We start from the raw sequence: 23,250 nt of genomic DNA, 5'->3' as shown, positions 1-23,250 counted from the left end.
GGGACGATCTTGATCACGGGGCGACTCCATTGGTGGGAAGGCCGACTTCTTCCGGAAGGCCGAGAGCGAGGTTGACGCTCTGGATCGCGCCGCCGGCGGTGCCCTTGGTGAGGTTGTCGATGGCGACGACGGCGACGATCCGCCCGGCTCGCTCGTCGAGGGTGACCTGCAGGACCGCGGTATTGGCCCCGACCGTCATCGCGGTCGCCGGCCAGACCCCCTCGGGCAGCAGGTGGAGGAACGGCTCGTCCTTCACCGCCGTCTCGTACGCCTCCCGGACCGCGGCGGGCGTGACGCCGGAGACGGCGGGAGCCGTGCAGGTGGCGAGGATGCCGCGGCTCATCGGCGCGAGGGTCGGCGTGAACGACACCCGGACCGGCCGTCCGGCGACCGCCGACAGGTTCTGCTCCATCTCCGGGGTGTGCCGGTGCACCCCGCCCACGCCGTACGCGCTGACCGAGCCCATGACCTCGCTGCCGAGCAGGTGGGCCTTGGGCGCCCGGCCCGCTCCGGAGGTGCCGCTGGCGGCGACGACCACGACGTCGGGCTCGGCCAGCCCGGCCGCGAAGGCGGGGAACAACGCCAGCGTCGCCGCCGTCGGGTAGCAGCCCGGGACGGCGATGCGCCGGGCGCCGCGCAGGACCTCGCGCTGACCGGGCAGCTCGGGCAGGCCGTAGGGCCACGTGCCGGCGTGGACGCCGCCGTAGAATGCTGTCCACTCCTGCGCGCTGGTCAGCCGGAAGTCGGCGCCGCAGTCGACGACGAGCGTGCCGTCGCCGAGTTCGGCGGCGACCGCGGCCGACTGGCCGTGCGGGAGGGCGAGGAAGACGACGTCGTGACCGGCGAGCACGTCGGGGGTGGTCTGCTCGATCACCCGGTCGGCCAGCGACGGCAGGTGGGGTTGGTGGGCGCCGAGCCTGGTGCCCGCGCTCGACGCGGCGGTCAGCGCGCCGATCTCGACGGCGGGGTGTCCGAGCAGCAGGCGGAGCAGCTCTCCTCCCGCGTAGCCGCTGGCTCCGGCGATCGCCGCCCTCATCCGCGCCCCCCGATTCTTCGCGATCCCTGCATGATCATGCAACAGACCTCATGTTCTTGCTGGTGTAGAGAGTATGCATCGCAAAGCATGAGCATGCAAGCAGCGTTCCGAGGTATGGACATCTAGCCGACGTACCTACCGGTCGGTATCGTGAAACCTCCGGTTAACGAACGAATCCGGGAGTGCGCCAGCATGACGATCACGAACGAACAGGTCCAGGCCCAGCTCACGGCGCCCGGGCAGCTCTTCGAGATGGAAGAGGTCGAGGTCGGCGGTCACAAGATCCGGGCGTGGAAGCACGCTCCGGCGACCTTCCGGGCCCTCCTGGAGATCACCCGGTTCCACGGCGACAAGGTGTTCATCGTCTACGAGGACGAGCGCATCACCTACGAGGAGCACTTCCGGCTGGCCGCGACGCTCGCCAACCGCCTGGTGGACGACTACGGCGTGCGCAAGGGCGACCGCGTCGCCGTGGCGATGCGCAACTACCCCGAGTGGATCGTCTCCTTCTCCGCCGTGCTCGCCGCCGGGGCGGTGGCCGTGCCGCTCAACGCCTGGTGGACCGAGCAGGAGCTGGAATACGGCCTGAGCGACTCGGGCGCCAAGGTCGTGATCGCCGACGGCGAGCGCGCCGCCCGGATGGCCGGCAGCGGCCTGCCGATGATCGTCACCCGCGGCGAGGGGGCCAACTGGGCCGAGGTCCTCGGCGAGGTCCGGCCCGACGTGACGCTGCCGCAGGTCGAGCTCGGCCCCGACGACCCTGCCACCATCTTCTACACCTCCGGCACCACCGGCAGGTCCAAGGGCGCCCAGGGCAGCCATCGCAACCTCGGCCAGGCGCCGATGACCGTCGCGTACGCGATGATGCGCTCGGTGGCGATGGCCGGCAAGGACGTGGCCGCGGCGGCGGAAAAGCGCAGGATCACCCTGCTGACCGTGCCCCTCTTCCACGTCACCGGGTGCTTCGCCGTACTGATGACCACGATGTTCAGCGGCGGCGGGCTCGTGCTGATGTACAGGTGGGACCCCAAGCGGGCCCTGGAGCTCATCGAGCGCGAGCAGGTCACCGTGATGAGCGGCGTGCCGACCAACGCCTGGCAGCTGCTGTCGCACCCCGACCTGGACAAGCACGACATCTCCTCGCTCGGCTCCATCTCGTACGGCGGCGCCCCTGCCCCCCCGAAGCTGCTGGAGCGGATCACCGAGACGCTCCCCAACCGCACGCCCGCCAACGGGTACGGGATGACCGAGACGACCGCGCTCGCGATCTACAACAGCGGCAGGGACTACCTGGCCAAGCCCGACAGCATCGGGCTGCCGCTCGCCGTCGTGGACGTCAAGGTCTGCGATCCGCTCGGCGCGGAGCTGCCGCCCGGCGAGGTCGGCGAGCTGTGCATGCGCGGGCCGATCGTGATCATGGGCTACTGGAACCGCCCGGAGGCCACGGCGGAGACGTTCGTGGACGGCTGGCTGCACACGGGCGACCTGGCCCGCATCGACGAGGACGGCTACGTCTACATCGTCGACCGCGCCAAGGACATGGTCATCAGAGGCGGCGAGAACGTCTACTGCGCCGAGGTCGAGGCCGCCCTGTTCGAGCACCCCGCGGTGGACGACGCGGCCGTGATCGGCATCCCGGACGACGAGCTGGGCGAGCAGGTCGGCGCGGTCGTACGGCTCAAGCAGGGCGCCGGCGCCACCGGCGAGGAGCTTCAGGAGTTCCTGCGCGGCCGCATCGCGGCGTTCAAGGTGCCGGTGCGGTTCTGGTTCAGGGAGGCCGAACTGCCGCGCAACCCCGGCGGCAAGGTCCTCAAGACCCACCTGCGCAAGGAGACCCTGGGCCTTTAGGGTTACCTCCCGCGTAATCGCCTCTCTTCGGGGCTCCGTGACACCGTTCACGTGTCGTCACGGAAGACATCCCTGAAGGAGTGGACAATGACCGACTACACCGCCCTGGCCGAGCGTTACATCGCCGCCTGGAACGAGCGCGACGCCGAGGCCAGGGCGAAGGCGGTGGCGGAGCTGTGGACCGAGGACGGCGGCTACACCGACCCGCTGGCCGCCGTCGCCGGGCACGACGAGATCGCCGCGGTGATCGCCGGGGCGCAGGAGATGTTCCCCGGGTTCGTCTTCACCCTGGGCGGGCCCGCGGACGGCCACCACGACACCGCGCGCTTCACCTGGCACTTGGGTCCGGAAGGCGCGGCCGAGCCCGTCGTGATCGGTTTCGACGTCGTGGCGCTCGCCGAGGACGGCCGGATCCGGAACGTGTACGGCTTCCTCGACAAGGTTCCCGCCTGATCGTGCTCCCGGGCTCCGGAGTCCGGCCGGGACTTCCGCTCCCGGGCGGCTCCGGAAGGCCGACCACGTCGCCGCGTTCCTCGCGCTGCCGGTCGTGCGGATTTCGCCGGATGCAATCCGCAAAGGCATGAAAAGTTCATTGGTGTTTCAGCATTACAAACCGTCCTTTATCGGTTAATGAGGCCGAAACTTTTCAGCTTATCTTTGACATGTTTCAGAGCCGTTTTCAAAGATGATCCTCCGGCGAACCCCGGGGCCGGGCGGCGCTCCCCTACCGGCGATTCGCGCCGCCCGGCCCTCCCCCCGATCGGAGGAGCAGACATGGCCGACAGCGCCGTGCCCACCGCCAGACGTGCAGGCTTACGCAGAACGCTCGCCACGGCGCTCGCGGGCGTCCTGACCGCGGCGCTCGCGACCGTGACCCTGTCCGCCACGGCCGCGCAGGCGGCGGACTGCAGCGCCGGTTACGTCGGCCTGACCTACGACGACGGCCCCAACCCGAGCAACACGACGAACCTGCTGAACACGTTGAAGGCCAACGGCCTGCGGGCCACCATGTTCAACATCGGGCAGAACGCGCAGAACAACCCGTCCCTGGTCAGGGCCCAGGTGGACGCGGGCATGTGGGTCGGCAACCACAGCTGGACCCACCCGCATCTGACCCAGATGAGCAGCTCGCAGATCCAGTCGGAGCTGCAGCAGACCCAGCAGGCCATCCAGCAGGCCACCGGCTCCGCGCCCAAGCTGTTCCGGCCCCCCTACGGGGAGACCAACTCCACCCTCAAGTCGATCGAGCAGCAGCTCGGCCTCAAGGAGATCATCTGGGACGTCGACTCCCAGGACTGGAACGGCGCCAGCACCGCCCAGATCGTGCAGGCCGCCGGCCAGCTCCAGAACGGCCAGATCATCCTCATGCACGACCAGTACGCCACCACCGTCGCCGCCATCTCCCAGATCGCGGCGAACCTCCGCAGCCGCAACCTGTGCGCGGGCATGATCTCGCCGTCCACCGGGCGGGCCGTGGCCCCCGACGGCGGCGGCCCCGTCTCTCCGTCCCCGTCGAACCCGCAGTCCCCAAGCCCCACTCCCACGCTCACGCCTCCGCCGGGATCGGGCGGGTGCACCGCGACGATGCAGACCGTGAACTCCTGGACCGGCGGGTTCCAGTCCGATGTGACGGTGCGCGCGGGCAGTTCGGCGATCAGAGGTTGGACGGTGACCTGGAGCTGGCCCGGTTCCCAGTCCATCAGCCAGCTGTGGGGAGGCCTCCAGTCCGGCTCCGGCTCCTCCGTCAGCGTGCGCAACGAGTCATGGAACGGCAGCCTGGGCGCAATCGCCTCCACCACCTTCGGCTTCGTCGCCAACGGCACCGCCGCCACGCCGACGCTGACCTGCAGCGCGTCCTGACGGACACCTCGACGGCACGCCCCTGATACCGGAGAGACCGAACGGCCGTACGGCGGGAGGGGACGACCTCCTCGCCGTACGGCCGTCGCGTTCCCGGCCGCGGCTCGAACCGAATCGGCGCGAGAGCATCACGCGCGCGTTGCCCGCCGGCAGGCCTCGGCACCGGCCCCCCGGTGAGGAGGGAAAAGCAGTTGCCCTCGCAGGGGTGGATCGTTGAGATGGCTCGTCGTGGCCGAAAGCGCTGATCGCTCCCTGAAATCCCTCGCCCGGCGGCTGAGGCTGGATCTCAGCCCATTGCGCGAGTTCCGCGACTTCCGCCTCCTGCTCGGCTCGGGGCTGATCACGATGCTCGGCACGGTCATCACGACCGTGGCCGTGCCGTACCAGATGAAGCAGCTCACCGAGTCCTACGTCGCGGTGGGCCTGGTGGGCATGGCCGAGTTCGTACCGATGGTGGTGTGCGGCCTGTGGGGCGGTGCGATCGCCGACGCGCGCGACCGGCGCAGGATCGTGATCCTCAGCGAGCTGGGGTTGTGCCTGTCCTCGGTGCTCCTGCTCGTCAACGCGCTACTCCCCCGGCCGCAGGTGTGGGTGCTGTACGCCGCCGGGGCGCTGGCCGCCGGGCTCGGCAGCATACGCTCGCCCAGCGAGCAGGCGATGATCAATCGGGTGCTGCCGCTGGACCGGATGCCCGCGGCGTTCGCCCTGCAGGGCCTGGTCCGCAACGGCGCCATGATCGCGGGACCGGCCGCGGGCGGTCTCATCGTGGCCACGCTCGGTCCGGCCGCCTCCTACGGCGTCGACGTCGCCACGTTCCTGCTGTCCCTCGCGCTGCTGGTCAGGGTCGGCGCCGTCTCCCGCGCCGAGGAGCCCACCCCCGCGTCGCTGCGCTCCTTGCTGGAAGGCGTGCGGTACGCGCTGCGACGGCCGGACCTGATGGGCACCTACCTCGTGGACATCGCCGCGATGGCCTTCGCCAGTTCCACCGCGCTGTTCCCCTTCCTGGCCGAGAACCTCGGCGCGTCCGAGGCTGTCGGAGTGCTGTACGCGGCCGGCGGCGTGGGCGCGGTGATCGCCTCACTCACCTCGGGCTGGACGGCCCACGTCCGTCGGCACGGGCTCGCCGTCATCGTCTCGGCCACCCTGTGGGGCGTCGCCGTGGCGCTCGCGGCCCTGATGCCGGACATCTGGCTGGTCTTCCTGTTCCTCGCCGTCGCCGGCGGCGCCGACATGGTGAGCGGCCTGTTCCGCGGCACCATCTGGAACCAGACGATTCCGGACTCCTATCGCGGACGGCTGACCGGCATCGAACTGCTGTCCTACTCGACCGGGCCGATGCTGGGCGACGCGCGGGCCGGGTTCATGGCCCAGCTGGGCGGTGCCCGCTTCTCCCTGGGGGTGGGCGGCCTGCTCTGCGTGGGCGCGGTCGGTGTGATGGCGGCCGCGTTGCCCAGATTCCGCCGGTACGACGCGCGGACCGACGAGCACGCGCTCGCCCTCCGCCGGCCGGAGTCCACGACGGCGTGAAATGTTCATCGGCGTTTCGGCAGGGCGACGCATACTTGATCGGTTCATCAAACTGAAATATTTCTACTGATCCTTTGACATGTTTCAACGGCGCTTCACAGAATGATGTCCCGGCGAACCCCGGGCCGGGCGGCGCCTTCCCCGCATGGCGATACACCGCCGGGCCTGTCCCCGATGCCCGATCAGGGTCCCCGACTGGAGGAGCAGACATGGTCGACAGCGCCGTGCCCATCGGAAGACGTCCCCGCTTACGCAAGACTCTCGCCACCGCGATCGCGAGCGTGCTCACCGCGGCGCTCGCCGCCGTGGCCCTGTCCGCCGCGCCCGCGAGCGCGGCCGACTGCAGCGCCGGATACGTCGGCCTGACCTACGACGACGGACCCAACCCGAGCAACACCACCACCTTGCTGAACACCCTCAGGTCGAACGGCCTGCGGGCCACCATGTTCAACATCGGGCAGAACGCGCAGAACAACCCGTCCCTGGTCAGGGCCCAGGTGGACGCGGGCATGTGGGTCGGCAACCACAGCTGGACCCACCCGCACCTGACCCAGATGAGCAGCTCACAGATCCAGTCGGAGCTGCAGCAGACCCAGCAGGCCATCCAGCAGGCCACCGGCTCCGCGCCCAAACTGTTCCGGCCCCCCTACGGGGAGACCAACTCCACCCTCAAGTCGATCGAGCAGCAGCTCGGCCTCAAGGAGATCATCTGGGACGTCGACTCCCAGGACTGGAACGGCGCCAGCACCGCCCAGATCGTGCAGGCCGCCGGCCAGCTCCAGAACGGCCAGATCATCCTCATGCACGACCAGTACGCCACCACCGTCGCCGCCATCTCGCAGATCGCGGCGAACCTCCGCAGCCGCAACCTGTGCGCGGGCATGATCTCGCCGTCCACCGGGCGGGCCGTGGCCCCCGACGGCGGCAGCGGCGGCCCGACCGGCCAGCCGACCGTCACGCCCACAAACCCCGGCGGGGGCAGCTGCACCGCGACGCTGTCCGCGGGTCAGCAGTGGAGCGACCGGTACAACCTCAACGTCTCGGTCAGCGGCTCGAGCAACTGGACCGTGACGATGAACGTGCCGTCCCCAGCGAAGATCATCGCCACCTGGAACATCAGCGCCAGCTATCCCAGCGCCCAGGTGCTGACCGCGAAGCCCAACGGCAGCGGCAACAACTGGGGCGTGACCATCCAGCACAACGGCAACTGGACCTGGCCGTCCGTCTCCTGCCGGGTCGGCTGACCCCACACCGAGGTGCGGCGCTCTTCCGGGGGAGCGCCGCACCTCCTGTCGTCTGCACGTCGCTCTGCGAACGTAGGAGTGTTCCGGCGCCGCGCCAGCGGGGAAAGACATCGCGAGGCGCTCATGCGTTGCTACGGTGAGCGCATGACGGCAGAGGCATGGAGCGAAGCGCCATTGAGTGACACGCACGGTCTCCCGAACTGGATCTTCCCTCCGGTGGAAGGCTTCAAGGCGACCGACCTCGATCACATGCCGCAACTTCCTGCGCACACAGAGTTGATTGATGGAAGCTTGGTCTTCGTGAGCCCCCAAGCCTCCTTTCACAGCCTCATGCTGTTCCTGCTGGAGCGGGAACTGCGCCGGTTCTGCCCCGCCCACCTGCGCGTGCGCCGTGAGATGAGTGTTGTCCTCGGGCTTCGCCAAAGGCCCGAGCCCGATCTGGTGATCCTTCGCGCCGAGGCAGCGCAGGGGACGAGTGAGACCTCGTACGAGGCGAGTGACGTGCTCTTGGTCGTCGAGGTCGTCTCGCCGGACTCGGAGGAGCGGGACCGCAAGCGCAAGCCGCAACTCTACGCGGAGGCGGGGCTCGCCCACTTCTGGCGAATCGAGAACCAGGCCGGGCGGCCCACGGTCTACGTCTACGAACTCGACCCGGCGACCGCGTCGTACGCGCTGACCGGGATCTACCACGACCGGCTCAAGCTGCCGGTGCCCTTCGAGATCGACATCGACCTCACCGAGCTCGACGCTCTCTGAGCTTCGCCTTAACGAGCAGGCGGCAGAGCGGATACGGGGCTGCCGCCACCCGCGAGGAATCACCCATTGATCCTCAGGTTACCCGCGCGTATCGTCCAGAGAGTTGAGCACCGCTCACATTCACGCGCGTGAACAGCACCAACCTCGGTCCCTTCACCCCCCGACACCGCGAAGGGAAGTTTCCCCATGCACGCGCGCCTTCGACGGGCGATCACCGCTGCCGCCGCGCTGGCCCTCGTCGCCGTCGGCCTGCCGGCGACGCCGGCCGCCGCGGCCCCCTACTACCCACCCGACGACTACTGCCTGGGCCAGTGCGCGGACATCCTGCCGCCCGGCCAGAACGGCAACGCCACACTCGTGGACATCCTGGGCAACCAGGCCCTCGGCACGTACCCGGCCCACAGCAAGGACCAGCTCGGCAAGTACGCCGACCTGATCTCGGGCTACAGCGGCCTGACCGACGAGCAGATCTCCGCGTTCTTCAACGACAGCTCGTTCGGCGTGCCGGCGAACCAGGTCGACAGCACGGTGAGCCCGCGCTCGGACGTCACCATCGTCCGCGACAAGGCGACCGGCGTCCCGCACGTCACCGGCACCACCCGCGAGGGCACCATGTTCGGCGCCGGATACGCCGGCGCGCAGGACCGCCTGTGGCTGATGGACCTCATGCGCCACGTCGGCCGTGGCGAGCTGACGCCGTTCGCCGGTGGCGCGGCGGGCAACAGGGAGCTGGAGCAGAGCGTCTGGCGCAACTCCCCCTACACCGAGGCCGACCTGCAGGCCCAGATCGACCGGCTGAAGAGCGCGGGCTCCCGGGGCGCCCAGCTCTACGCGGACGTGCAGAACTACGTCTCCGGGATCAACGCGTACATCGACCACTGCATGGCCAGCCGCGACTGCCCGGGTGAGTACGTGCTCACCGGCCACCTCGACGCGATCACGAACAAGGGCGGCCCGGAGGACTTCCGGATGACCGACCTGATCGCGATCTCCGGCGTGATCGGCGGCCTGTTCGGCGGTGGCGGCGGCGCCGAGATGCAGTCCGCCCTCGTACGCGTGGCCGCGCGGGCGAAGTACGGCACCGCCGAGGGCGACCGGGTCTGGGCGGCCTTCCGCTCGCAGAACGACCCGGAGACCGTGCTGACCCTGCACAGCGGGCAGAGCTTCCCCTTCGGGGCGGCCCCGGCCGGCGCGACCGGGGTGGTGCTGCCCGACGCCGGCGCGACCGTGCCGGTCGACATCACGGCCAACGAGACCGGCACCGCGACGTCCGCGACCACGCAGGTCAAAAGCGCGCTGACCGGCCTCACCGTGGACAACTCCAAGCCGGACATGTCCAACGCCATCGTGGTCTCGGCCGCCAAGGCGACCGGCGGCCACCCGATCGCCGTGTTCGGCCCGCAGACCGGCTACTTCGCGCCGCAACTGCTCATGCTGGAGGAGCTGTCCGGGCCCGGCATCCGGGCGCGCGGCGCGGCCTTCGCCGGGCTCAACCTCTACGTGCTGCTCGGACGCGGCACCGACTACGCCTGGAGCGCCACCTCCGCCGCCGAGGACATCACCGACACGTACGCCGTGACGCTGTGCGACCCGAACGGCGGCACGCCCACCGTCTCCAGCGACCACTACCTCTACCACGGCACCTGCACGGCCATGGAGACGCTGAAGAAGACCAACTCCTGGAAGCCCAACACGGCCGACTCCACCGCCGCCGGATCGTACGACCTGGTCATCAAGCGGACCAAGTATGGCCTGGTCACCTGGCGGGGCACGGTCGGCGGCGTGCCGACGGCGTTCACCGCGCTGCGCTCGACCTACCAGCACGAGGCGGACTCCGCCATCGGCTTCCAGATGTTCAACGACCCGGCCGAGATGGCCTCGGCGGCGGCCTTCCGCAACTCGGCCTCCACCATCGGCTTCGCGTTCAACTGGTTCTACGTGAACTCCTCCGACGCGGCGTACTTCATGTCCGGCAACGTCCCCGTGCGGTCGGCGGTGTCCGACCCGAACCTGCCCATGGCGGGCGACGCCGCGCACGAGTGGAGCGGCTTCGACCCGGCGGCAAACACGGCGTCCTACATCCCGCCCTCGGCCCACCCGCAGGCGACCAACCAGGACTACTTCGTGAGCTGGAACAACAAGCAGGCCAAGGACTTCGGCGCGGCCGACGGCAACTTCAGCTTCGGGCCGGTCCACCGGGCCGACCTGCTCGACGCCCCGGTCAAGGCGGCCCTGTCCTCGGGCACCCTCGATCGCGCCGGGGTCGTGAAGATCATGGCGTCGGCCGCGACGACCGACCTGCGCGGGTGGAAGGTGCTGCCGAAGCTGCTGCGCGTGATCAACAGCGTGTCCGTCTCCGACCCCGCCCTGGCCTCGGCCGTCTCCAAGCTGTCCGCCTGGGCCAGCGCGGGCGCCAAGCGGGAGGAGACCGCCAAGGGCAGCAAGACCTACACGCACGCCGACGCCATCCGGATCTTCGACGCGTGGTGGCCGAAGCTGGTCCGGGCGCAGTTCCGGTCCGGGCTGGGCGACGGCCTCTACCAGTCGCTGGTCAACGCACTGCAGATCAACGAGTCGCCGTCCGGGCACCAGCAGGGCGACGTCTCCTCACTGCCCGGCTCGGCCAACGAGGCGCAGGCCCACAAGGGGTCGTCGTTCCAGTACGGCTGGTGGGGCTACGTGGACAAGGACATCCGGGCCGTGCTGGGCGACCCTGTGGCCGCTCCCCTGCCGGCGAAGTACTGCGGGGCGACCGTGGCGGCCTGCCGTACGGTCCTGCTGGACAGCCTGTCGGCGGCGCTGGCGGAGCCGGCGGCGACGACCTATCCGGGTGACGACTCCTGCTCGGCGGGCGACCAGTGGTGCGCCGACGCCGTCCGGCAGTCGCCGCTCGGCGGCGTCAAGCACTCGCTGATCTCCTGGCAGAACCGGCCGACCTACCAGCAGGTCGTCTCGTTCCCTGCGCACCGCGGCGACGACGTGGCCGACCTCGCGCTGGGCCGTACGGCGAGCGCGTCCAGCACCCAGGGCTCCAACAGCGCGGCGAAGGCCGTGGACGGGGATCCGGCCAGCCGGTGGGCCAGCGGGTGGAGCGACAACCAGTACGTCCAGGTCGATCTCGGCTCGGCGAAGACCGTGGGACGGGTGATCCTGCGCTGGGAGGCGGCCTACGGCTCGTCGTACCGGATCCAGACCTCGCCCGACGGCTCCACGTGGACCACCGTCGCGCAGACGACCACGGGCGACGGCGGCGTGGACAACGTCACGTTCGCACCGGTCAGCACGCGCTACGTGCGGATGCAGGGCGTCAAGCGCGCCACCGGCTACGGCTACTCGCTGTACTCCCTGGAGGTGTACGGCAGATAGGAGGACGGTCAGCCCGGCTCGCGCCAGCCCTCGCCCTCCTCGGCGAGGGCGTCGAGCCGGGAGAGGTCGCCCGGGCCGAGGGCGCCGTCCAGATCGTCCACGACGACCACCCACTGGGCGTCCTCGGCGTCGTCCTCGCCCGCGAGCAGCTCACGGACGACGGTGGGGACGCCGAGTGCCGGGAACAGCTCGGCCACGGTCTCGGCTGACTCCTCCGCGCTGTCCCGCTCGGGGAAAACCAGCAGGTGACGCACCGCTCCTCCGGGAGAGACGACCGCGGGTGCCGGCACTGTGTTAATTCAATCCGGTGTTCATTCAATCCGGTGTTCATTCACACCGGCGTTCATACACACCGTGCCGGCACCCGCTCAGGCGATCACGCTCAGGCGCCGCGGAGCTGAGCTCCGGTGCGCTCTGTGGCGAGGGCGACGGCGGCGTCACGCGCCGCCGTGGTCTCCTCGACCGTGAGCGTCCGGTCGGACGCCCGGAACCGCAGCGTGTACGCCAGGGACTTGTTGCCCTCGCCCACCTGCGGGCCCGTGTAGACGTCGAACAGCCTGATCGACTCCAGCAGCTCGCCCGCCCCCGCCCTGAGGGCGGCCTCGACCTCGGCGACCGGGATGGAGTCTGCGACGGTCAGCGCCACGTCCTGCGTGGCCACAGGGTAGGCGGACACACCGGGCGTCTGCACCGGCCCGGCGGGACTCAGCAGCGACAGCTCCAGCTCCATCGCGCAGGTGCGCGGCGGCAGCCCGTAGGCCTCGACGACCCGCGGGTGCAGCTCACCGGCATGACCGGCCAGCACCGGCTCGCCGGTCTCCGCGTCGGCGACGGTCAGCGCGGCGCACCGCCCGGGATGCCACGGCTCGTGCTGGTCGGCCCGGACGCCGAGCTCCACGCCCGCCGCCCGCGCGACCGCGCGGGCCGCCTCGACGGCGTCCGCCCAGGACGCCTGCCGGCCCTCACCCCACCAGCCGGAGCGCTCGAACTCTCCCGCCAGCACCACGGCCACCCGGAGCGGCTGCCTCGGCAGCGCCGTCTCGATCGCCGCCAGCTCCTCCTCGGTGGGCCTGCGGTCGACCGGGAGGACCGGAGCCGTCGCGGGGGCCTGCGGCTCGGGCCGGTAGACCAGCCCGGACTCGAACAGCGCCACGTCGGCGAACCCGCGGCCCACGTTGCGCACCAGGGTCTTCAGCAGGCCCGGCAGCAGCGTGGTCCGCATGTACGGCTCGTCCTCGCTGAGCGGGTTGACCAGCCTGGTCGCCCGTCTGCGGGGGTCCTGCTCGGGCAGCAGCAGGTTGTCGAGGTCGCGCGGCCCCATGAACGGGTAGGCGAGCACCTCCACGTACCCCGCCTGGGCCAGGGCACGGCCCACCCGGCGGCGCAGCCGCTGCGCCTCGGTCAGCCCGCCACCGGCCGGAGCGGGCGGCAGGACCGACGGGATGCGGTCGTACCCCTCCAGCCGGATGACCTCCTCCGCGAGGTCGTTCGGGTCGGTCAGGTCGGGGCGCCACGTCGGCGGGGTGACCGTGATCAGGTCGTCGCCGTGCACGGCCAGCCGGTCGGCGAGGTCGCCGGAGGCGAGCACGCCGGTGGCCGCGACGCCGTGTCCGGCCGTGGCCGCGGGGGCGGCGCCCTCCGTCACCACGCAGCCGATCTGCTCGAGCCTGCGGATCACGCTCTCCCGCTCGTACGTCACGCCCGCCACACGGCTGGGGTGGTCGGCCGGGATGGTGATCCGCACCGGCGAGACCTCCACCTGGGCGTGGGTCACTCCGGGATCGGCGACGGCCCCGCCCAGCTCGACCAGGAGCTGGACGGCACGCCACGACGCGGCCAGGGGCAGCTCGCGGTCGACGCCGCGCTCGAACCGCTTGGACGCCTCGCTCACGAGGTTGTGCCGCCGGGACTCGCGGGCGATGCCGGTCGCGGAGAAGTGCGCCGCCTCGATGACGATGTCGGTCGAGACCTCGGAGATCTCCGTGTGCAGGCCGCCCATGGTGCCGGCCATCGAGATCGGACCCGAGTCGTCGGTGATGAGGATGTCCTCATCGTGGAGCTTGCGCACCACGTGGTCGAGCGTCTCCAGCGTCTCCCCCGGCCGGGCCCGCCGTACGACGATCGGACCGGACAGGCGCGACCGGTCGAAGGCGTGCAGGGGCTGGCCGAGCTCCAGCATCACGTAGTTGGTGATGTCGACGGCCAGCGAGACCGAGCGCATGCCGGCGCGGGTCAGCCGCACCCGCATCCACAGCGGGGACTCGACGGCCGGGTCGAAGCCGGTGACCGTGCGCAGCACGAACCGGTCGCAGGCGGTGGGATCGGCGATCGACGCGGGCCAGGACTCGCCGCCGCCGTACTCCGCCTCGGTCGTGGCCGGGTCGCGGAACGGCACGCCGAACGCGGTGGCCGCCTCACGGGCGACGCCGCGGATCGACAGGGCGTATCCGCGGTCGGTGGCGACCTCCAGTTCGAGCACATCGTCACGCAGGCCGAGCAGCTCGACCACGTCGGCGCCGATCGGGGTGTCCTGCGGCAGCAGCAGGATGCCCGGGGAGGACTCGGCGATGCCGAGCTCGGCCTCCGAGCAGATCATGCCGTCGGAGAGGCGCCCGTAGGTCTTGCGGGAGCCGATCTCGAAACCACCGGGGAGCACCGCGCCGGGCAGCGCGACCGGGACCACGGCGCCCTCGGAGAAGTTCGTGGCGCCGCAGACGATCTCGCGCGGCGTCGCCTCCCCCACCTCGACCTTGCAGTGCCGGATGGGCTTCTTGAACCCGGTCAGCTCCTCGATCTCGAGGACCCGGCCGACCACGACGTTCTTGATCTCGTGGCCGTGCGAGTGGATGGCCTCCAGCTTGAGGCCGGCGGCGGTGAGCCGGTCGGCCACCTCCTGGGCGGTGACCGCGGGGAGATCGACGTACTCCCGCAGCCATGAAAGCGGGACCTTCATCAGACCTCCATCCCGAACGGCAGGGTGAACCGGATGTCGCCCTCGACCATGTCACGCATGTCCTCGGCGTTGTGGCGGAACATCAGCGTCCGCTCCACGCCCATGCCGAAGGCGAATCCCGAGTAGACGGCGGGGTCGACGCCGCAGGCGAGCAGCACGCGCGGGTTGACCATGCCGCAGCCGCCCCATTCGATCCAGCCCTCCGACTTGCAGGTGCGGCAGGGCGGGTTGCCCGGCACCGCCGACGATCCGCGGCAGACGAAGCAGCGCAGGTCGAGCTCGGCCGACGGCTCGGTGAACGGGAAGTAGTGCGGCCGGAAGCGGGTGGTGATCCCCGCGCCGAACATCACCTCGGCGAACCGGTCGAGCGTGCCCTTCAGGTGGGCCATCGTCAGCCCCTTGTCGACCGCCAGGCCCTCGACCTGGTGGAAGACCGGCGTGTGCGTGGCGTCCAGCTCGTCGGTGCGGAAGGTCTTGCCCGGCGACACCACGTAGACGGGCAGCGGGCGCGACAGCAGGGCCCTGATCTGCACCGGCGAGGTCTGGGTGCGCAGCACCTTCCCGGAGTCGACGCTCTCCACGAAGAACGTGTCGTGGTCGGACCTGGCCGGGTGGTCCGGGGCGATGTTCAGCGCGTCGAAGTTGAACCACTCGCCTTCGAGCTCGGGCCCCTCGGCCACCTCGTAACCCATCGCCACGAACGCGTCGGCGATGCGCTCCTGCAGGGTGGTCAGCGGGTGCCGGGCGCCGCGCGGCGCCCGGTCCCAGGGCAGCGTGACGTCGACGGTCTCCTCGATGAGGACCCGCGCGTCCCGCTCGGCCTCCAGCTCGGCCTGGCGGGCGGCGAGCGCCTCGCCGATCGCCTTGCGCGCGGTGCCGATCCGCTTGCCCGCCTCGGCGCGCGCGGCGGGCGGCAGTGCGCCGATCTCACGGTTCGCCAGTGCGATGGGCGAGCGGTCGCCCACGTGCGCGAGCCTGGCCTGCTTCAGATCGTCGAGGTCGCGCGCCGCGGCGATGGCGGCGAGGGCGTCGGCCTGCGCCCGCGCGACCTCGTCGGCGTGCAGCGGCGTCACCTCGACCGGGTCATAGGTGTTCGACAAGAGAGAGCTCCGTATCCAGGGGCCTGCGAGCGCCCTGCGCTCAGCGTGGTCAGTTTAGTCCGATCAGCCCACCGGGCCGTCCTCCGCGCGATCGGCCTGTGGAAAAGGCTCAGGCGAAGTCAGGGGTGCCGGTGGGCAAGGTAAATCGGAACTCCGCGCCGCCGCCGGGCGCGCGCTGCACGCTGATGGTGCCGCCGTGGGCCTCGACGAGGCCCTTCACGATGAACAGGCCGAGGCCGGTCCCCCCGCGGCGGCGGCCGTTGCCTCGCCAGAACTGGCGGAAGACGCGGCCGACCAGCTCGGGCGACACGCCCTCACCCTGGTCCCGCACCGACACCGCCACTCCCCATTCGACCGGCTCCACCACTATGGTCACCGTACCGCGTCCGTGGCGCACCGCGTTTTCCACCAGGTTCGCGAGAACCTGGTCAATCTTGTCCTGGTCGAGCCACATCTCGGGCAGTTCGCCGAGGACCTCGAGCCGGAAGCGGTCCTCCGGCTCCCCCGCCGCCACCCGGCCCGCGATGACCTTGCGGGCCCGGGCCGGCACGTCCACGATCTGGCGGTGGATCTCCACCCTGCCCGATTCGATGCGCGAGACGTCGAGCAGTTCGGTGATCAGCCGGGTCACCCGGTCGGCGTCCGCGTTGACCGTCTCCAGCATGACGCGCTTCTGGGCGTCGGTGAAGCGCTCCCATTTGGCCAGCAGTGTCGCGGTGAACCCCTTGACGCTGGTCAGCGGCGAGCGCAGTTCGTGGGCCACGGTCGAGACCAGGTCGGCGCGGCTGCGCTCGATACGGGCGCGCGCCGAGGCGTCGCGCAGCGTGATCACCACGCGCTCCACGCGCCCGCCGCGCGGCGGCGTGCGGACGAAGCGCGCGGCGACGAGCATCTCCTGTCGGCCGGGCAGGTGCAGCGGCCGTTCCGGCTGACGGCTGCGGGTGGACAGCCCGCCCTGCGGGTCGAGCCACTTCCACCAGTCGCGGGCGTCCTGGTCGCGCATCGGCAGCACGTCGCCGATGAGCCTGCCCACCGCCGCCTCATGAGTCACCCCGGTCAGCCGCTCGGCGGCCCGGTTGACCATCAGGATCACACCGTCGGCGTCGGTGGCGACGAGGCCGTCGGGAAGGTCGTCGACGTCGATGCGCGCCCGCCCTCCGGCGTCCCCCTCAGGGGTGCCGCCGGGGGTGTCGTCACCTCGCACGAGACCGCCTCCTCGAGCTCCGGAACTGCGCGCGCCGCCGCGTCCTGCGCGACTCCTTCGCCGACAATAGCGGGTTTCCCGGGCTCGGCAGCAGCCTCAGAGCGCGGGGGTAGTGGGATCTTCCACGGATTGTAAGGTCTGCCTCTGAGCGCGCGCGGAAGCGTACAGGCAGACCGCGGCCGCGGTGGCGAGATTGAGGCTCTCCGCCCGTCCGTAGATCGGGACGCGCACCACCTCGTCGGCCAGCGCGAGGAGCTCGGGCGGCAGCCCCCACGCCTCATTGCCGAACAGCCATGCGGTGGGCACGTCCAGGGCGACCTCGTCGAGCGTCCGGGTGCCCGCGCCGTCGGCCGCGAGCACGCGCAGCCCCGCCTCCCGCGCGTGCCGTACGGCGTCCGCCACGGGAGTGCCGGTCACGACCGGCAGATGGAACAGGCTGCCCGCGCTGGCCCGCACGCACTTGCCGTTGTACGGGTCCACCGAGGCGTCGGTGAACACCACCGAGTCGGCGCCCGCGGCGTCGGCCGTACGCAGGACCGTGCCCGCGTTGCCGGGATCGCGCACGTGGGCGAGGATCGCCACCAGCCGTGCTCCCTGCGGCACCGCCTCGGCCAGCGGGACGTGCACGAACCGGCACACGGCCAGCAGGCCCTGCGGGGTGACCGTCTGGGTCAGCTCCGACATGACCTCGCCGCTCGCGCGGTGCACCGGGACGCCCGCCGCGACGGCGGCGGCCACGATGTCGGCGTGCCGCGTCTCCGACTCGACCGTCGCGAACAGTTCGACCGTGACGTCCTTGAGCGCGAGGGCCTCGCGGACCGCCTGCGGCCCTTCGGCCAGGAACGCCCGGTCGCGGTCCCTGAAGGCGCGCTTGGTCAGCCTGCGGGCCGCCTTGACGCGCGGCGATTTGATGTTGGTGAGCTCCGCCATGCCCGCTTGTCCCCTCGACGTGGATGAGGGCCCGCCGCAGGCGGCGGGCCCTCGTCTTTGAGCAGGTGTCAGGCGACCGGCGCGTTCACGTCGGACGGGAGCGCCTTCTTGGCGGACTCGACCAGCGTGGCGAAGGTCTGGTTGTCGTTCACCGCGAGGTCCGCGAGGATCTTGCGGTCCACCTCGATGCCGGCCAGGCGCAGGCCCTGGATGAACCGGTTGTAGGTCATGCCGTTCGCGCGGGCGGCGGCGTTGATCCGCTGGATCCACAGCCGGCGGAACGTGCCCTTCTTGTCCTTGCGGTCCCGGTACGCATAGGTCATCGAGTGGAGCATCTGCTCCTTGGCCTTGCGGTAGAGCCGCGACCGCTGCCCGCGGTAACCGCTCGCCCGCTCGAGAACGACCCGGCGCTTCTTCTTGGCGTTGAGCGCCCGCTTCACGCGTGCCATGTTGTTCTATCTCCCCGGGTCGTTACTTCGCGAGCAGCTTCTTGATCTTCTTGGTGTCGGCGTCGGACATGACGACGACACCCTCGAGACGGCGCGTGCGAGTGGACGGCTTGTGCTCGAACAAGTGCTGCCGGTTGGCGCGGCGGCGGACAACCTTGCCGGATCCGGTGAGCCGGAACCGCTTCTTCGCACCGCTGTGCGTCTTCATCTTCGGCATCTCAGCCGTCTCTCCTCTTTCGTCCGTGCCGACGGCCCGGGCCGGTAACCCGGGCCAGCGGCCTGTCTTACTCCGCGAGACCGTCCCGGTCTCGGTTTCCGTGTACGTCTGCGGCGCCCCGCCTGGTGGTTCAGGCGGGCGTCACTGCGGCTGGGCGGCCTGCTCCTCGGCGGGCTCCGCCTCCAGCTCGTCGGTGCCGCGGGCCTTGGCGGCGGCCTTCTCGGCCTTCGCCTCGGCCTTCTTCTTGTGCGGCCCGATCACCATGATCATGTTGCGACCGTCCTGCTTCGGCTGCGACTCGACGAACCCCAGGTCGGTGACGTCCTCAGCGAGGCGCTGCAGGAGCCGGAAGCCCAGCTCTGGCCGGGACTGCTCGCGACCCCGGAACATGATCGTGACCTTGACCTTGTCTCCCGCCTTCAGGAAGCGCACGACGTGACCCTTCTTGGTCTCGTAGTCGTGCGGGTCGATCTTCGGCCGGAGCTTGATCTCCTTGATGATCGTATGCGCCTGGTTACGGCGGGCCTCGCGCGCCTTCATGGCCGACTCGTACTTGAACTTGCCGTAGTCCATGAGCTTGCAGACGGGCGGGCGGGCCGTGGCCGCGACCTCCACCAGGTCGAGATCGCTCTCCTGCGCCAGCTTGAGCGCGTCGCCAATGGAGACGATGCCGACCTGTTCGCCGTTCGGGCCGACGAGGCGCACCTCGGGCACGCGAATACGGTCGTTGATGCGGGGCTCGGTGCTGATGGGACCTCCAAAAGACTTCCGCTTGTCTCGACCGCGCGGGACAAAACAAAAACCCCGCACGGCACGCATGCGGGGTCACTGAGCTCTCCTGCCGAAAACTCCGGTGTGATCCTGAAACCCGTCCGCCTTTCGGCGGAGCAGGTGGGAGGAGGACCTCCGCTTGCGCGTCCAGCTCATGCCGGACCGATCGAGTTCCTACGCTACCACAAACACGAAGGTCTCCCGGTGTATTCCGGGGCCGCCCCGGCGCCGCTCACGAGGCCGCGCGCCGCGCGATCTCGGCCTCGCCGGCGGCGCGCATCGCCTCCACCGGCACGTCCGCGCGGCCGGTCATCAGCTCGACCTGCCGCACCGCCTGGTGCAGCAACATCGGGAAGCCGCCGATCACGGTGCGCCCCCGCGCCCCTACGGCCGCGGCCAGCGCCGTCGGCCAGGGCGCGTAGACGACGTCGAACAGCGCCGCCTTCTCGGGCAGGCGGGCCGCGACCCGCTCGGCCAGCGCGTCGGCCGCGCCGGACGGCAGTGTGGAGACGACCAGGTCGGCCGCGGGGTCGAAGTCGTCGAAGGAGCGCACGGTCACCGTCGTGCCGAGGCGGTCGGCGACCCGCAGGGTCTCTCCCGCGCGGCCCGGGTCGCGCACGACCAGCGTGACCTCCGCGAGGCCCGTCTCCCGCAGGGCGGCGACGGCCGAGGCCGCGGTGGCGCCGCCGCCGAGGACGACCGCGGATGACGGCGCGGGCACGCCCGCCTCCGCGATCGCCTGGACGATGCCGTGCACGTCGGTGTTCTCGCCGTGCCGCGCGCCGTCGCGGAAAACCACCGTGTTGGCCCCGCCGACCGCCACGGCGAGGTCGGACACTGTGTCGAGCAGCGGCAGCACGGCGCGCTTGAGCGGCATCGTGAGCGACAGCCCCGCCCACTCCGGGCCGAGCCCGCCGACCAGGTCGGCCAGCTCGTTCTCTGCGCACTCGATCGCGTCGTAGCGCCAGTCGCGCAGGTCCATCGCCGCGTACGCCGCCCGGTGCAGCACCGGGGACAGCGAGTGGGCGATCGGGGAGCCGAGGACGGCGGCCCGGGTCGTGGTCACTTGTTGTTCCTGTTGAACTCTTCGCGGAGCTTCCAGAACTCCGACTCCTTGTCGGTGAACTTGGTGATGCCCCGCTTGGGGTCGACCGTCACGAAGTACAGCCAGTTGCCGTCCGCCGGATGCAGCGCGGCCTCGATCGCGTGGTCGCCCGGGTTGCTGATCGGGCCGGGCGGCAGGCCGAAGTACTTGTACGTGTTGTACCGCGAGGTGCTCTCCAGATCGGCGTGCGAGGCCGCGATGCCGTACTTGTTCAGGCCGTACATAACCGTGCTGTCCATGCCCAGCTTCATCTGGGGGTTGGAGGTCAGCCGGTTGTAGATGACCCGGGCGACCTTCGGCATGTCCTCGGCGCTGCCGGACTCCGCCTGGATGATGCTGGCGATAGTCATGATCTGCTTGGCGGTGAAGCCGAGCTGCTTCGCCTGGCCCTCCAGGTCGACCCGATCCGCGGTCTGGTTGAACCGGTCGACCATCTTGGTGAGGATCTGCTGCGGGGTGAGCTTGCTGCTGATCTCGTACGTCGCCGGGAACGCGAAGCCCTCAAGACGGCCCTTGGCATATGAGGGAAGCCCGATGTCGGTGCGGGCGGCCTTCTTGAAGTCGTCGACCGGCTTGCCCGTGGCGGTGGACAGCTCCTCGTAGATCTTGCTGAGCCGCAGCCCCTCGCGGATGGTCAGCCGGTTGAGCATCCGGTTCTTGGGGTCGAGCAGGGTCAGGGCCGACGCGGCGGACATGCCCTTGCGCATCTCGTACTGGCCCGGCTGGAGCGAGGAACTCTTACCGGCCGCGCCGATGGCGTTGATGAACGCCCGCGCGCTGGCCACGACGCCCTCGTCCTCCAGCATCTGGGCGACGTCGGTGGCGCTCTCGCCCTCCTCGATCTCGACGACGACCTCCCCGCGCCCCTCCCCGGTGTAGTCCTTGGGGATCATCACGCTGCGCGCCCAGGTGAATCCGAAGTAGCCGAGGCCGCCGAGGACTCCGATGATGATGGCGACGGCGAACAGCGTGGCGACCCTGCCCTTGCGCCGCTGTTTCTTGCGGCGTCTGCGGCTGCGTCGCTGCTGGGTCCGGCTACCAGAGGGCCGGCGCCGGGGAGAACCGTCGTCGTCCTCGGCGCCGAGCAGGAAGTCCATGTCCAGATCATTCATAGTGCGCTGGCCAATCTCTCGGTACGAGAGGCCTCCCGTCAAGCGAGTGTGCCAGACCGAGGGGATTCGGGGCAGGGGGGAAATCGGGGCAAGGGGGAATCGGGGCAAAGGGGGTCCTGCGGGGGGCGTCCCCGATATGTCGAGCCCCGCCCGGGGGCGGCGGGGCCGTGCGACGCACCTGATCGCGCTCCGGAATCACCCGCGGCACGGCGCCGCGCGGATGCCCCGGGAGGCGATCAGTTCGTCCCGAGATACCTGTTCAGCTCCTCCCGATATTTCCTGAACTCATCCTCTTTGTCAGTGAATTTGGTGATTTTACGCCGGGGATCCGTGGTGACGAACCAGTACCACGCGCCCTCGGCGGGGTGGAGGGCGGCCGTCAGCGCGCTCTCCCCCGGGTTGCCGATGGGCCCGGGCGGCAGCCCGGGGCGCGCGTAGGTGTTGTACGGCGAGTCGACCCGCGTGTCCTCCATACTGACCTTGAGGGTGTGGCGGTTCAGCGCGTAGTTGACCGTGCTGTCCATCTCCAGCTTCGCGCCGCGCGCGAGACGGTTGTACACCACTCTGGCGATCTTGGGGTAGTCGGCCGGAACGCCGCCCTCGGCCTGCACGATGCTGGCGACCGTCACCGCCTGCTTGGGCGTGAGCCGCACGCGCGGCGCCAGTTCCTCCAGCTTCACCTTCACGGCGGCGACGCGGAACCGGGCCACCATCTTCCTGAGCAGATCGATGGCGGTCATCCCCGGCTCGATCTCGTACGTCGCAGGGAACAGGAACCCCTCGGCCGCCCCCTCGGCGTACGCGGGCAGGCGCAGGCGCCGGGGCTGGGCGACCGCCTCGGTGAAGTCCTTCAGGGGGATGCCGGTCCCGCTCGCGAGCGTGTGCAGCACCTCGCTCGTGCGCAGCCCCTCGGGCACGGTGACCGTTTGCACGACCCTGCTCGAGGGCGCGAGCAGCAGATCGAGGGCGCTGGCGGCGGCCATGCGGCGCCGCAGGGTGTAACGGCCCGGGTGCAGGCCGCTCTCCTTGGAGCGCGTGATCACCTGCTCGACGAACGACTGGGCGCTGGCCACCACGCCGGCCTTCTCCAGCGTCTGGCCGATCTCGGCGGCGCTCGCGCCCGGCGTGATCTCGATCGTGACCGACCCCGCGCCGCCGCCCGAGTAGTCGGGAGCCTCGCCGGACTGCCCGATCACCTGGTGCACGCCGTACGCCACCGCCACCGCGACCAGGGCGAGCCCCCCGGCCACGGCGGCCGCGGTCCGCCTCACCGTGCGGTCCCGCCGCTCGCTTCCTCACCGGGCCCGGTGCCGGGCCGCGGTGGTTCGAGAGGTCTGCCGGGGGGATTGCCGGTGGCCCGCTCGCCGTCGAGCGCGGCCTGCAGCAGCACGACGGCCGCCGCCTGGTCGATCACGTCACGCTGGTTGCGGGCCTTCACACCACTGGAACGCAGGCCCTGCTGGGCGCTGACCGTGGTGAGCCGTTCGTCCACGAGCCGGATCGGAACGGGAGCCACCCTGGGCGCCAGCCGCGCGGCGAACTCGCGCGCAGCCCCGGCGGCGTGGCTCTCCTTGCCCGACAGCGACGTGGGCAGCCCGACCACGACCTCGATCGCCTCGTGCTCGGCCGCGATCTCCGCGATCCTCGCCAGGTCGCCCCGGCCACGCCGTACGGTCTCCACCGGCGTGGCCAGCAGACCCGACGGGTCGCTACGGGCCACGCCGATGCGGACGGAGCCGACGTCGACCCCGATCCTGACGCCGTGCCTCATC

Annotated in this window: 20 protein-coding genes; 7 read left to right on the top strand and 13 right to left on the bottom strand. The window is 70.6% G+C overall.

Annotated elements, in window-relative coordinates; all coding sequences use genetic code 11:
• Nucleotides 1-13 precede the first annotated feature (13 nt).
• A complete protein-coding gene (gene argC / locus ACQEVJ_RS15870; protein ID WP_433101588.1) occupies nt 14-1,036 on the bottom strand; it encodes an N-acetyl-gamma-glutamyl-phosphate reductase in 1,023 nt (340 codons plus the stop codon).
• 192 nt (nt 1,037-1,228) lie between these two features.
• On the opposite strand from argC, the gene ACQEVJ_RS15865 reads away from it, so the two are divergent.
• The 7 genes from ACQEVJ_RS15865 (at nt 1,229) to ACQEVJ_RS15835 (ending at nt 11,637) form a co-directional block, all read left to right on the top strand.
• On the top strand, nt 1,229-2,884 hold the full coding sequence (locus tag ACQEVJ_RS15865; protein WP_433101586.1) for a class I adenylate-forming enzyme family protein: 1,656 nt from the start codon (nt 1,229-1,231) through the stop codon (nt 2,882-2,884).
• A gap of 87 nt (nt 2,885-2,971) precedes the next feature.
• Nucleotides 2,972-3,337 carry a nuclear transport factor 2 family protein gene (locus ACQEVJ_RS15860; RefSeq protein WP_433101584.1) on the top strand — a complete coding sequence of 122 codons (366 nt, stop codon included), beginning with the start codon at nt 2,972-2,974 and terminating at the stop codon, nt 3,335-3,337.
• A gap of 321 nt (nt 3,338-3,658) precedes the next feature.
• Complete coding sequence (locus ACQEVJ_RS15855; RefSeq protein WP_433101582.1) at nt 3,659-4,744, top strand: polysaccharide deacetylase family protein; 1,086 nt, start codon at nt 3,659-3,661, stop codon at nt 4,742-4,744.
• A 213-nt stretch (nt 4,745-4,957) separates the two neighbouring features.
• Nucleotides 4,958-6,271 (top strand): MFS transporter, encoded by a 1,314-nt coding sequence (locus ACQEVJ_RS15850; protein ID WP_433101580.1) that lies wholly within the window; start codon nt 4,958-4,960, stop codon nt 6,269-6,271.
• 209 nt (nt 6,272-6,480) lie between these two features.
• Nucleotides 6,481-7,515 carry a polysaccharide deacetylase family protein gene (locus tag ACQEVJ_RS15845; RefSeq protein ID WP_433101578.1) on the top strand — a complete coding sequence of 345 codons (1,035 nt, stop codon included), beginning with the start codon at nt 6,481-6,483 and terminating at the stop codon, nt 7,513-7,515.
• A 144-nt stretch (nt 7,516-7,659) separates the two neighbouring features.
• Nucleotides 7,660-8,271 (top strand): Uma2 family endonuclease, encoded by a 612-nt coding sequence (locus tag ACQEVJ_RS15840; RefSeq protein ID WP_433101576.1) that lies wholly within the window; start codon nt 7,660-7,662, stop codon nt 8,269-8,271.
• 186 nt (nt 8,272-8,457) lie between these two features.
• Complete coding sequence (locus ACQEVJ_RS15835) at nt 8,458-11,637, top strand: penicillin acylase family protein (RefSeq protein WP_433101574.1); 3,180 nt, start codon at nt 8,458-8,460, stop codon at nt 11,635-11,637.
• Nucleotides 11,638-11,645: 8 nt separating this feature from the next.
• On the opposite strand, the gene ACQEVJ_RS15830 is transcribed toward ACQEVJ_RS15835, so the two are convergent.
• From ACQEVJ_RS15830 to ruvX, 12 genes are all read right to left on the bottom strand, one after another.
• Nucleotides 11,646-11,891, bottom strand: a complete 246-nt coding sequence (locus ACQEVJ_RS15830) for a hypothetical protein (protein ID WP_433101572.1) — start codon at nt 11,889-11,891, stop codon at nt 11,646-11,648.
• A gap of 128 nt (nt 11,892-12,019) precedes the next feature.
• Nucleotides 12,020-14,590 (bottom strand): phenylalanine--tRNA ligase subunit beta, encoded by a 2,571-nt coding sequence (locus tag ACQEVJ_RS15825; protein ID WP_433101570.1) that lies wholly within the window; start codon nt 14,588-14,590, stop codon nt 12,020-12,022.
• The gene (gene pheS / locus ACQEVJ_RS15820) at nt 14,590-15,690 is read right to left on the bottom strand and encodes a phenylalanine--tRNA ligase subunit alpha (protein WP_433101568.1); all 1,101 of its coding nucleotides are present in this window, start codon (nt 15,688-15,690) and stop codon (nt 14,590-14,592) included. The genes ACQEVJ_RS15825 and pheS overlap by 1 nt, the downstream gene beginning before the upstream one ends.
• A 109-nt stretch (nt 15,691-15,799) precedes the next feature.
• Nucleotides 15,800-16,894 carry an ATP-binding protein gene (locus tag ACQEVJ_RS15815; protein ID WP_433101566.1) on the bottom strand — a complete coding sequence of 365 codons (1,095 nt, stop codon included), beginning with the start codon at nt 16,892-16,894 and terminating at the stop codon, nt 15,800-15,802.
• 96 nt (nt 16,895-16,990) lie between these two features.
• The gene (locus ACQEVJ_RS15810) at nt 16,991-17,824 is read right to left on the bottom strand and encodes a TrmH family RNA methyltransferase (protein WP_433101564.1); all 834 of its coding nucleotides are present in this window, start codon (nt 17,822-17,824) and stop codon (nt 16,991-16,993) included.
• Between the two features lie 68 nt (nt 17,825-17,892).
• Entirely contained in the window at nt 17,893-18,273 is a 381-nt protein-coding gene (gene rplT / locus ACQEVJ_RS15805; RefSeq protein WP_433101562.1) for a 50S ribosomal protein L20, read from the bottom strand.
• Nucleotides 18,274-18,295: 22 nt separating this feature from the next.
• Complete coding sequence (gene rpmI / locus ACQEVJ_RS15800) at nt 18,296-18,490, bottom strand: 50S ribosomal protein L35 (RefSeq protein WP_030504936.1); 195 nt, start codon at nt 18,488-18,490, stop codon at nt 18,296-18,298.
• A gap of 141 nt (nt 18,491-18,631) precedes the next feature.
• On the bottom strand, nt 18,632-19,309 hold the full coding sequence (gene infC / locus ACQEVJ_RS15795) for a translation initiation factor IF-3 (protein WP_433101560.1): 678 nt from the start codon (nt 19,307-19,309) through the stop codon (nt 18,632-18,634).
• A gap of 184 nt (nt 19,310-19,493) precedes the next feature.
• Entirely contained in the window at nt 19,494-20,327 is an 834-nt protein-coding gene (locus ACQEVJ_RS15790) for a shikimate dehydrogenase (protein ID WP_433101558.1), read from the bottom strand.
• Entirely contained in the window at nt 20,324-21,463 is a 1,140-nt protein-coding gene (gene mltG / locus ACQEVJ_RS15785) for an endolytic transglycosylase MltG (protein WP_433101556.1), read from the bottom strand. Before mltG (ACQEVJ_RS15785) ends, ACQEVJ_RS15790 begins: the two co-directional genes overlap by 4 nt.
• Before the next feature lie 251 nt (nt 21,464-21,714).
• Nucleotides 21,715-22,749, bottom strand: a complete 1,035-nt coding sequence (mltG, locus tag ACQEVJ_RS15780) for an endolytic transglycosylase MltG (RefSeq protein WP_433101554.1) — start codon at nt 22,747-22,749, stop codon at nt 21,715-21,717.
• Complete coding sequence (gene ruvX / locus ACQEVJ_RS15775; RefSeq protein ID WP_433101552.1) at nt 22,746-23,249, bottom strand: Holliday junction resolvase RuvX; 504 nt, start codon at nt 23,247-23,249, stop codon at nt 22,746-22,748. The genes mltG (ACQEVJ_RS15780) and ruvX overlap by 4 nt, the downstream gene beginning before the upstream one ends.
• Between the last annotated feature and the right edge of the window lies 1 nt (nt 23,250).

The organism is Microbispora sp. CA-102843, from assembly GCF_050936215.1.
Lineage (GTDB): Bacteria > Actinomycetota > Actinomycetes > Streptosporangiales > Streptosporangiaceae > Microbispora.
Note: the sequence above shows the minus strand (reverse complement) of the source record. Positions and strands in the feature narration are given on the sequence as shown.